This window comes from Yersinia artesiana, assembly GCF_902726545.1.
GTDB lineage: Bacteria > Pseudomonadota > Gammaproteobacteria > Enterobacterales > Enterobacteriaceae > Yersinia > Yersinia artesiana.
Map to the genome: position 1 here is coordinate 1 of NZ_CACVAD010000014.1, position 13119 is coordinate 13119.

Here is a 13119-nt window from a genome sequence, read left to right on the forward strand (position 1 = left end):
TTATTATGGTTTTCTTATGTAATGAAGGTTTTTGCTGAAACGATTAAAATTAAATTTATCAGTAAGTTGATTGCTTTATTTTGGGGTTTTTCATTGGTGGTTAGCTGATGTTTATTATTTAAATTATTAATGTTTGTAAAATAAATGAAAAATATTATTGTACAGTTTCAATGTTATCTACTTATATTTAAGTCATCTTTATCAGCTGGCTGATAGAGATCACATTAAAAAAACAAGACAAAATAGATTGCGCTGATTTCTTTGCTGCTGTTAACCACACCAGAAACAAGCTTAAACCCTCTTTAGCGAGGTGTTTATTTACCCTCCGGCGTCCGACTTATCAGGCCCCCCGATAAGCTCTTACGTGGAGATAGTGATTTGCTTGATTTTTGAGGTTTTCCATGGCGAATTCAGCGGTTGGCGCAATTGATATTATTTCGCGGCAAAACGGGGCATTGATTTCAGAGGTTGCAGGTAATCAGTCAGTCGTGGCGCTTAACGGGTTGAGCATCGTGCGAATCCATGGCTCGGTAGACAGTGTTGCCAGCTATGAGCGTCAGGGTAATGATCTGATTTTGCACATGAAAGATGGCACCACGGTGCGTTATCAGCACTTTTTCACCGCCGACGCTGAGGGAAATTACAGCGAATTGGTGTTTGATGATGGTGTCAATCCACCGGTACATGCCACTTTCCCTGCTGCCATGGGCGCAGCAGCTGCGGGTGATGCCATTCTGATGCCACAATTTACCACAATCGATGGTGTGGCCGGTTTAGCTCTGGGGGGCAATACCAGCTCGGCGGGGCTATTGGCGGGCGCATTGGGCTTTTTGGCGATTGCCGGCGGTATTGGTATTGCTGCGTCCCACAACAGTAATGGCAGCTCAAGCGGTGGCAGTTCGGGAGGAAATAACGGCGGTAATAACGGCGGTAATATTGATCCTCCTGGTAATGGCGGCAATCCGAATCCCGTACCCACATTGACAGTCAATCCATTGACCGGCGATAACCGCCTCAATGGTAGCGAAGTGAATTCCAATCAAATCTTAAGCGGTACAACAACGGGGGTTGCCGCAGGGCAGTTGGTGAATGTCACCATTAATGGCACCACCTATACGGCGAAAGTTCAAGCCGATGGTTCGTGGAGCGTTTTGTTACCGGCCGGTGTACTGCAAGGCTTACATGACGGTAGCTATCCGGTGGTAGTCACGGTAGCCAATGGTAGCGGTCAGACTGCGCAGCAAACCATCACATTGATGGTTGATACTACCGCGCCAACATTGACCCTCTCTCCCGTCGCTGGTGATGGCATTATCAACGCAGCCGAAGCCAAAGCAACAGTTGCCATTGGCGGGACATCATCAGCCATTGGCGCAACCGTCACCGTGGTATTTAACGGGAAAGCCTATACCGGCACGGTACAAAGTGATGGGCGCTGGAGTGTGGATGTTCCGGCCAGCGCGCTGGTTGGGTTAAAAGACGGTTCACAGTCGATATCGGCTACGGTGAGCAACAGTGCGGGCAACAGCGCCAGTGCCAGTGGCAGTGTGATGATTGATGCTGATCCTGCTAACTTTCCCACATTACTCGTCAACTCATTTGCCAGCGACAATCATCTGAATGGTGCAGAGCAGAAAGTCAGCCAGACATTGAGTGGCGAAACCACCCATGTCGAAGCTGGCAGATTAGTGCTTATCACGCTGAATAATAAGACCTATAGCGCCACGGTTGGGGCGGGTGGCAAATGGAGCACTCAGATTCCACCTGCCGATTTGGCGATGCTCGCCAATGGCTCCGCCACTATTCACGTTGAAGTCACCAATGCTGCGGGCAATCCGGCCAGCAAAGACAGCGTTTTCACTGTCGATAGCACGCAGGGCGGTTTGGGGATAAACCCGGTCTCCGGTGATAACCTGATTAACGCTAATGAAGCGCAGACTGATCTCACCGTCACCGGCACATCGGCAGGGCTGGCGGTGAATACGCCAGTGAAGGTCACATTAAATGGTGTCACTTATCACGGCACTGTGGATGCCAATGGCAACTGGAGTGTACTAATCCCGAAAGGGGATTTAGGCAAACTGAGCGATGGCCCGATAACCTTAACGGTGCAAGCCGCCGGGTTACCAGACGCCACCTTGCCACTCGGGATTTATATCAATAATCTGCCAGCGGCGACATTCAGCACGCCTTTTGGTGATGGAAATCTCAATGGCACCGAGGTGAAGAGCGACCAAACACTCCAGGGTTCAACGGGGGTGAATGGGGCGGGGCAGACGGTGACGGTGAGCTTTAATGGCGTGACATATCACCCGCTGGTGGCGCTGGATGGCAGTTGGTCGCTGGTTTTCCCCAGCGCGGTATTACAGGCGCTGGGGCAAGGGAATATCCCACTGCTGGTAACCGTCAGCGATATAGCGGGTAATAGCAAAAGTCAGCTACTGACAGTGAATGTGGACACTCAGGCTCCGACACTGACGGTCAATCCGGTTGCTGGTGACGGCACCATTAATGCTATTGAAGCTGCCGCGCCGGTAACCCTTAGCGGCCGAAGTTCTGAGATTGGCGCGACAGTCGTCATCACTTACGCAGGGAAATCTTATCAGGCCGTGGTCCAGGCGGACGGTTCCTGGCATGTCGATATCCCTGCTGGCACATTAGCGGGGATTACTGATGGCAGCCACCCGTTAACGGCGACGGTAATGGATGCGGCGGGTAACATCACCAGTGTTACCTCGAATGTGACGTTGGACGCCAATCCTGCCAATCTGCCTACCTTATCTATCAATACCTTTGCGGGTAACAATATTCTCGATGCTGCCGAACAGCGCGTTGACCAGATAATCAGTGGCACCACCACCCACGTGGAAGCCGGCCGTGTGGTCACTATCTTGCTGAACGGTAAAACCTACCAGACCACGGTGGGGGCTGATGGCAGTTGGAGTGTCAAAGTCAGTGCTGCTGATCTGGCTCTACTGGGCAATGGCAATGCTGGCATCACCGCAACTGTCACGGATGCCAGTGGCAATGCCGCCACTGAAACTCATAATATTACCGTCAATGATAAGTTGACCGGGCTGGGTATCAATCCGGTGACGGGCGATAACCTGATTAATGCGGCTGAAGCAGCGGCAGGTGTCACGGTCAGCGGCACATCATTCAATGTGAATGCCGGGCAAACAATCACCCTGACATTAAATGGTAAAACCTATACTGCGCAGGTGGGGGCGGATGGACGCTGGAGTGCTCAGATTTCAGCGGCGGATCTGGCTCAACTAGCGGATGGCAGCGCGCTATTAACTGCCAGTGCCACCGATGCTGGCGGCAGTCCCATTAGCAGCTCGGCAAATCTGGGTATTTATACCCATACGCGACCTACTGCCAGCCTGACTCCACCTTTTGGTGACGGCACACTCAACAGTACGGAAGCGGCACTCGGCCAGACATTAACCGGCAGCACCGGTGTTACTGGCAATGGTCAGAAGGTGAGTGTGACTCTTGGCGGGGTGACTTATGCCGCTACGGTTGCCGCAGACGGCAGTTGGTCATTGCCGCTTTCAGCCAATGCATTGCAAGGATTGGGGCAAGGCACCCAGCCACTGGCGATTACTGCCAGTGATGCGGCCGGTAACAGCAATACCCTCAACACTCAATTCAAAGTGGATACTCAAGCCCCCACGTTATCTGTTGCTCCGATTGCGACAGACAACATTATCAATGGCGCAGAGGCCGCCGCCAGCATTACCGTGCGGGGTACCAGTTCGGAAATCGGCGCTATCGTGAAAGTGAGTATCGGCGGGCAACTCTACTCCGGCGCGGTGCAGCCTGATGGTAGCTGGAGTGTCACTATTCCGGCTGGTGCGCTGTCATCACTGGGTGATGGCCGCTATGTAGTGAGCACGCAGGTTCAGGATGCAGCGGGTAACAGCACCACCGTGACACAAGATGTCATGCTGGATGCCGATCCCCGTAATTTCCCAACACTGTCTATTAGTGCCTTTGCGGATAACAATATTCTGGATGGCGCTGAACAGAAAGTGAGTCAGACCGTCAGCGGCAGTACCACCGGCATTGAGGCTGGGCGAACGATTACGATATCCCTTAACGGGAAAACCTACAGCGCAACCGTGGATTCCGCCGGTAAATGGAGTACAACCATTCCAGCCGGGGATTTGGCATTACTGACCAATGGTATGATCAATATTACCGCGACGGTCAGTGATGTGAATGGCAATGCCGCCAATAGTAGTCACACCATTATTGTTAATAATACTCAAAGCGGGATTGGTATCAGCCCGCTGACCGGCGACAACCTGATCAACGCGCAGGAAGCGGCGGCAGGTATCACGGTGAACGGCACCTCCAGCAATTTGAATGCTAACCAGACTATTACGGTGACGCTGAATGGCAAAACCTACACCACCACCACCGGATCGAATGGGAATTGGAGTCTGGCGCTATCTGCTGGTGATTTAGCCCTGTTGGCTGATGGGAAAATCACACTGACCGCTACTGCAACTGACAGCGCGGGGAATACGGTATCCACCAGCAGCGAACTTGGGGTTTATATTCATAATCTGCCGGCGGTTGTGACCAATCTCCCCTTTGGTGATGGCACCCTCAACCAAACCGAGGCCGGTATCAGCCAAAGTTTAAACGGCACCACCGGTGTGACGGGCGCAGGGCAGTCGGTGATGATAACCATCGGGGGAAAAACCTATCAGGCCGCCGTGGGTAATGACGGCCAGTGGTCATTAACCTTGCCACCGAGCGTGTTGCAAGGGCTGGCACAGGGCGGGCAGTCAATTAAGGTACAAGTAACTGATGCTGCGGGGAATACCAATAGCGCCACCAGCGCCATTTCGGTTGATACGTTGCCGCCTGAGTTATCGGTAGGGCCAATTGCCGTTGATGGTGTCATAAACGCCACGGAAGCGGCGGTCAACATTCCGGTATTTGGTACCTCGAATGAAGTGGGCGCGGCAGTTAATGTGGTGATAAATGGCCAAACCTACAGCACCACGGTGAGCAATACTGGCAGTTGGAGTGTTGATATCCCGGCTAATACCCTCAATTTGTTGGCCGATGGCAGCTATCCCATCACCATTACGATTCAGGACAGTGTTGGCAATATCACTACCGTGACTGAGAATATCAAGCTGGTCACCCAGTCGCTTCCGAATCCAACACTCAGTACGCCGTTTGCGGATGGCTATCTCAATGCCGCAGAAGTCACCTCCAGCCAGACATTAACCGGCAGCACCGGCGTGAGTGGCGCGGGGCAACAGGTGGTGGTGATGGTGGGCGGGGTCAGTCACACGTTGGTGGCAGATAGTCAGGGCAACTGGCAATTAACTCTGCAACCGTCAGAATTACAAAATCTGCCTAATGGCAATCTGGTGATCTCAGTTACCGCGACCGACAGCGCAGGTAATAGCAACATTTACACTGGCAGCGCGACGGTGGATAAAATTGCCCCCGCACTGGTGGTTAACCCTATCAGTAACGACAATATCATCAATGCCATCGAGGCCCTGAGTACCGTCAATATCACGGGGAGTGCGCCTCAATCTGAGGCGGGGCGAACAGTGTCGGTGCAGCTAAACGGGGTAACTTACAGCAGTTTGGTGCAACCGGATGGCACCTGGAGTATTCCGCTGAGTAACAGCGTGCTGCAAGGGCTGGCGGATGGTAACTATCCGGTGCGCGTCACACTCAGCGACAGCGCCGGTAACCAAACCACAGTCGACCGCACGCTAACCATCGATGCCTCGCCGGTCAATCTTCCTACGGTGACAATTAACAGCATCTCGGGTGATAACTTTATTAGTCGTGTTGAGTCCACCAAAGATGTGTTGATCAATGGGGTGTCCAGCCATGTTGAGGCCGGGCGCACCGTCAGTGTGATGCTCAATGGCAAAACCTATAGCGGCACGGTGCAAAGTGACGGCAGTTGGCAAGTGACGGTTCCGGCCGCCGATGTCAGTCAGTTACCGGAAGGGGCCTTAACTGCGCAGGCGACCGTGACAGATGTGGCGGGGAACCCGGCGAGTGATACGCATCAGGTCACGGTGATTGCCTCTCTGGCAGACCAACCTGTCTTGACGGTTTCCACGGTCACCAGTGATGACATCATCAATTATCAGGAAAGCCAGTCAGCACTGACCATCAGTGGCAATAGCCAGCGGGTACAAGCAGGGCAAACCGTGACCGTCAGTTTACACGGTAAGAATTACCAAGGCGTGGTTCAGGCTGATGGCTGTTGGAGTGTGTCGGTTCCGGCGGGTGATGTACAGACGCTGCCACAAGGCAATAATGTCATCAGTGCCACCGTCAATGATGTGGCGCAAAATCCTGCCAGCTCGACCCATAATGTCACAGTCGATACTCAGGCTCCGCTACTGACTGTTGATGTACAAACCAATCTCGACAATGTATTGAATCTGGCCGATGCCTTGCTGGGGCTAGTGGTGAAGGGCACTTGCGCCGGTGAGTCCGGACTCACCGTCACCGTGACGCTAAATGGTCATAATTATAAGACGCAGGTACAAAGTGATGGCAGTTGGAGCCTGACCATACCTTCCGCTGATCTGTTGCTGTTAGGGGATGGCCCATTAGCGGGCGGAGTGAAGGTCAGTGTGACCGATGCCGCCGGCAATGAAAGCCACGATATCACTAACCTCAATGTCGCGATCAATGCTCTACCGACACTGACCTTAGCACCATTATTTGGCGATAACGTATTAAGTGTCGGTGAGATAAGTGCCAATGCCACTCTGACGGGCAGTTGTAGCAACTTAGCGGTCGGTACTGCGGTGGTGGTATCGATCGGTGGTAAAAATTATAGTGGCAGTGTGACCTCCGCCGGAGTCTGGTCAGTCAATATCAGTGCCGCAGCGCTGCAAAGTTTGAATGACGGTCTGACCAAAGTGACGGCGAGTGCCACCGATGCGGATTCGGGTAATAAAGCCTCGGCTAGCGTCGATCTGGATATCTTAATTCATAATGTGCCGAACATTACCCTGCCAGCATTGCCGTTTGGTGATGGTTATCTGAACAAGTTAGAGGCCGCCGCCAGCCAAATTCTGACCGGCAATACCGGAGCCACCGGCAGTGGGCAGACCATTACCTTGAAAATTGATGGGGTGACTTATTCTGCCACGGTGGCCTTGGATGGCACCTGGATCTGTGCATTGCCAGCGGGGGGGCTAAATGGTTTAGCTGACGGGCCGCACACTATTTCCGTCACCGTGACTGACCGGGTAGGTAACAGTGATACCGAGTCAGTGACCTTCAATTCTGCATTGAACATTATCCCAGCGCCGACCTTTGACGCCGGGTCAATTATTGGTGGCATTCTCAATGCGGCTGAAGCGGCGGCAGGCGGGCAATTAACCGGCAGCACCGGGATTGTTGGTGATAAGTTGCAACAGGTTACTGTGACCATCAATGGCACCGGTTATGCAGCAACGGTGACGGAAGATGGGAAATGGACATTAGCTTTGTCACCCGATGTGCTGAAAGCCTTACCGGAGGGAACCTGGGATGTCACGGTCACTGCCAAAGATGCTGCCGGTAATAGCGGTTCGCTGACCAGTCAGGTTGAAGTGCTGACTCACAATTTACCGCATCCGACACTGGTATTGCCATTTGGTGATGGGGTGCTCAATCATGCTGAAGCCGCGATTGATCAGACATTGAGTGGTAGCACCGGCGTAACCGGCGTCGGTCAACAAGTGGCTATCTCCATAGATGGCAAACTTGTACAAACCATTACGGCAAATCCTGATGGCAGTTGGTCATTACCGCTACTGACCGGATTACTCACCGGGCTGGCAAATGGGCCACATACTATTGGGGTAAAAGTTACGGATCGTGGTGGTAATGAAGTCACTATCTCACCAGAGATGACATTTACCTCACAACAGCAGGTGCCAACGCCATCTATCGATACACTTTCCTTCGGTGCCAGCATCAATATTGCCGAAGCCGCACTGGCGACCACTATCAGCGGTAAAACCGGCATAACCGGCAATAATCAAAATGTGCAGTTGCAGATTGATGTGGGGGGTATCAGCTATAGCGGAGTGGTCGATGCTAACACCGGTAACTGGACGGTGACGATTCCCGCAGGAGCCTTAAATGGCCTGACCAATGGGCAGCATCAAATTAATGTCACCGTGACTGACTCCGCCGGTAACAGCAGCAGCCAATCAACCAATTTTGACAGTTTCCTGGCACTGCCCGCGCCCACCATTAGCACCCCTTTGTTTGGGGCGACCTTGAATCTGGCTGAGGCCGGAACCGATCAATTACTGACCGGCACCACCGGCCTGCTTAACACGGCGCAAACCGTGAAAGTGACGATAAACGGGGTGGAGTATAACGCCAATGTCAATATCGCCACCGGAGTGTGGAACGTCACGGTACCGACGGCTGATTTAAAACAGATTCCTGATGGCCCGCAGCAACCGATCAGAGTGGATGTCACTGATGGCGGCGGCAATACCGGCAGCAGTTCACTCAATATCGGCGTCGTGACCCATAACTTACCGACCGTTACCGTCGATGCGCCGTCATTTGGTGCGGAGCTGGACTTTACTGAAAGTAAAACCCCCCAACGGTTAAGTGGTTCCACCACCAATATGGCGCAGGGAAGTCTGGTCAATATTAGCTTTGGCACCCTCAATCTCACCGCAATTGTGGGGGCAGATGGTAAATGGAGCGCGTTGGTGAGCAGTGCTCAATTGGGCACTTTGAGCGGCACTGCCAACATCAGCGCCACGGTGACCGACAGCGCTGGTAACGAGGGGCACACCACTAACCCAATCAATGTTAACGTTAATCTCAGCCCACCAGCGGTAGTGCTAACCATTAATCCCATCGCCACTGACAATATTATCAATGCTGCTGATGATCCCTTGGATATTACTATTAGCGGTAAGGTCACGGGGGCGGGATCATCGGGTGGAGAGGTGATTGTCCGTATTAATGGCGTTCCGCTGATTGACACTATTGCTTTCGGAGCTGATGGTAACTGGTCGGTGATATTACCGAAGCTCAGCTTCCCCGATGGCAATTATCAGATAACAGCCACAGTAGATGGGGGCACAGCCTCTGAACTGGTCGGATTGCTGGTTGACCGTTCGCCGCCGACCTTGACGCTTGCGCCTTTTGCCGACAATAACATCCTGGATGCTCTTGAATCCAAATCGCCACAGTTAGTGAGTGGTGTGGCTTCAATTGATGATATTGGGCGCACCGTGACCGTGACGCTAAACGGTAAAAACTATTCGGCGCTGATTGGGGCGCAGGGCCAGTGGAGTGTCAGCATCCCAACCGCTGATTTACAGGCGCTGACACAAGGCCCTCATACTCTGAAAGTGACACTGACTGATCTGGCGGGTAATCCTGCCGAGCAAACGACCACCATCGTCGTTGATACTATCCCGGCGCTTATCACACTGGATGTCGCGGCACCGGTTCTTAACAGTAATGTGCTGGGTTCAATACTCTCCGGCACCGCTCTGGGGGCGGAGGGTAAAACCTTAACCCTCACCTTGGGCAGCACCACACTCACCACTGTTGTTGGTAATGATGGCAAATGGAGTATTACTGTTTTGCCGGGCAATTTGAGTGGCATTGTGGATGGCCCGCTGGTGGCGGGATTGAGTGTCACTGATACCGCCGGTAACCCCAGCAGCAGTAATGTCACGGTGAATGTGGCGCTCAATCCGGCATTGGCACTGACGGTCGATCCGCTGTTCAATGGCGGCTATCTCAATGCTGTTGGTGCGTTGGTCGATCAAACCTTGTCCGGCACCGTATTGAATGCCGGTCTGGGGGCCAAAGTGAAGGTCACCATTAATGGGCATGAACAGATTGCTGAGGTGGGGGCTAATGGTAAATGGACCCTGACTCTTCCCGCGGCCGATTTAAGTCAATTGGCGGATGGCGCGTTAACAATGAACATCAGTGTAACCGATGCTAATAACAACGTGGTGCAGCTCCTCCCCGCACCGGTACTCAATGTGTTGACCCATAACTTACCGACCTTCGGCGCGCTGGACCCACTGTTTGGTGGCGATAATATTCTGAATGGGGTGGAGTCCGCTGTGACCCAGACGTTGGGTGGGGTGATTAATAATGTCGCCGCGGGGGCGACAGTGACTGTCACCATCGGCACCCAAGTGTTGACCACCCAAGTACAGGCTGGCGGGGTGTGGCATGTTGATTTGCTGCCTTCACTATTAGGCGGGTTACAGGACGGCAGCTTGCAAGTGGGGATTTCGGTAAAAGATGTCGCCGGAAATATCGTCAATACTCAAGTGGGGATTACGGTGTTGACCCACGATCTACCGCTGGTCACCCTGAACCCTATCTTTGGTGATGGCATCCTGAATGCGGCTGATTTACTGTTAAATCAGACTATTAGCGGCACAGTTAAAAATATGCCAGCAGGTGCGGAAGTCACCATCAAGCTGGGTACGGCGCTGCTAAAAGCCATTATCGGTGCTGATGGCTCATTCACTGTGCCGGTTGATAGCCTGACATTGAATGGATTGCTGGCCGGTTCACTCAATGTTACCGCCTCGGTGACTGACTCTGCGGGGAATACTAATACGGCAACCCGCCCATTGCTGGTGGATGTCACCCTGCCGGTTATCTCGCTGAATCCTGTTTTTGACGACGGTAAGCTCAGCCTGGCGGATACCGCCATTGCGCAAATCATCGGCGGTACGGTCAGCGGGGTGGAGGCGGGGACTCAGGTGAAAGTCACTCTGGGGGGGAAAACCTTCTTTGGCACCACCACGGCGAACGGCAGTTTCACCATTACGGTTCAACCAACGGATTTAACCGCATTATTGAATGGCAACCTGACCGTAGGTGTATCGGTGACCGATTCCGCCGGTAACACCGGAACAACCTCCGGCAGCGTCAATGTCATTATTAATAATGTGCCTAAGTTGATTTTAAATCCGATTTTTGGCGACGGGCTATTGAGTATTGACGATAGCAAAGTGACGCAAATCATCAGCGGGACGGTGGTGAATGGCACTGTGGGGGCGCAGGTTTTGGTGCAAGTTGGCAGCAATCAACTGACAGCAATTGTCGGCACGGGTGGTGGCTGGAGTGTTCAGGTTCCGAGCAATATATTGAACGGATTGTTGGATGGTAGCCAAACCATCAGCGCATCCTTGGTGGATAGCGCCGGCAATACCACCAGCGCCAACGGATTGGTGAATGTACTGATTCATGCCCAGCCAACACTGTCAGTTAATCCTATTTTTGGTGACGGCATCCTCAGTGTGGCGGATTTACTGGTAGCGCAAACTATCAGCGGCACCACCACCAATGTGGCGCTGGGAACTCAAATCAATGTGGTTCTCAATGGCAAACCCTATACGGCGACGGTGGGCGCGGGCGGTAACTGGAGTGTACTTATCCAGCCGGTGGATTTAAAAACGCTGGTGACCGATGGCCCGCTGACGGTGAATGTTTCACTGCAAGATGCGGTGGGCAATCAGGCCAGCACTTCTGGCGCGTTGAGTGTTATCGCCAATGCGCTGCCAACCCTGTCACTGGACCCTGTTTTTGGTGACGGCCTGCTCAATGCTGCTGATGCACTGTTAACCCAAACTATCAGCGGTCACAGTACGTCTGCTGCCGGAGCCAATGTGACGGTGAAAGTGGGTAATCTCACCTTGAATACCACCGTGAAAGCTGATGGCAGTTGGAGCATTGCGGTGCCGCCATCGGCGCTGGCAGGCCTGCTGGATGGCAGTTTTACCGCCAGCGCCAACCTGACCAATGCCGCCGGGCACAGTGCCAGTGCCACAGCACCGATCACGGTTGGCATCAGTTTGCCGACCTTAACACTGAACCCATTCTTTGCTTCGGATAGCTACCTCAGTGGGGCTGAATCGACCACGGCCCAAGTGATTTCTGGCACCAGCACCCACGCCGCTGGCTCGCAAATCACCGTGACTGTTGGTGGCGCGGTCTTGACCGGCATTATTGGCAGTGATGGCCACTGGAGTGTGCCGATTACGCCTTCGGCCTTGACCGGTTTGTTGGACGGTTCCGCCAAAATTGGTGTATCGGTCACTGACGCCGTGGGCAACCATGTTGCTGTTAACACTGATTTTACTGTGAAAACCCATGCGTTACCTTTGCTGGGGGTTGATGCATTGGGCAATATTGGCAACTTACTGCAACTGCCAACCAATGGCCTGATTGTTTCAGGTTCCAGCTTAAATGTGCTGGCCAATACCAAAGTTAAAGTGACGCTACTGGGTCAAACCTTAGAAGGTACCGTCGACAGTAGTGGTCACTGGAGTGTGCAGTTCTTCGGCTCTTTCCTCAAAGCGCTGAACGCTGTCAACATTTTAACCACTCCGGTAGCGGTAGCGGTCACTGATGAAGCCGGTAACTACAAAGCCATATCGGTTGGCCTGCTTTCCGGCTCTGGTATCCAGTTATTGTCAGCCGATCATGATATTCAGGCCGCCAGCATGATGGTTACCCATGATGCGGATACCTCTCATTTAGTCGCACCACTGGCACAGCCTATCGACAGCATTCTGACCACCACGGTGACGGAGGGCGGCTATACCATCGGCGGTGTCACGTTGAATCTGGCTGATGGCGTAGTGATGTCCGGCGAGGCTCTTACCGGCAGCAGTGGTGCCGATGTTTTCACTGTTAACTCGTTGAACTTCAACCATATAGATGGTGGCTTGGGCATGGATACCTTGCTGCTGGGTGGGGTGAATCAAACATTGGATCTGACCAGTTTAGGCCTGAAGGTGGAGCATATCGAAATCATTGATTTAGGTCAGAGTGGCAGCAACAGTATCCGGCTTGATTTACAGGATGCGCTCACGCTAACCGACAAGCCAGAGGATGATTTGCTGATTAAGGGTGCACAAGGCGGGCAAGTCACGCTCAGTAATACCCCGGATGGGGTGTGGAGCAGCGTAGGGCAGCGCAGCATTGATGGACAGGCGTTCGATGTCTATCACAACTCATCGCTAGACAGCAGTAACACATTGGGAGATGTGTTGATTCAGCACGGCTTGCAGGTGCATTTGGTGTGAAATCACCGGCTCGGTTAAG

The 13119-nt window shown here is 53.0% G+C and carries 1 protein-coding gene; it reads left to right on the plus strand.

The window, feature by feature from the left end; genetic code table 11:
• The first annotated feature begins 401 nt into the window (after window positions 1-401).
• Window positions 402-13100 (plus strand): Ig-like domain-containing protein, encoded by a 12699-nt coding sequence (locus tag HU019_RS06380; RefSeq protein ID WP_174846977.1) that lies wholly within the window; start codon window positions 402-404, stop codon window positions 13098-13100.
• Window positions 13101-13119 lie beyond the last annotated feature (19 nt).

Excerpts from the sequence above, each read along its gene's own strand:
- HU019_RS06380 (WP_174846977.1), top strand. The coding sequence starts at position 402 with ATGGCGAATTCAGCGGTTGGCGCAATTGATATTATTTCGCGGCAAAAC.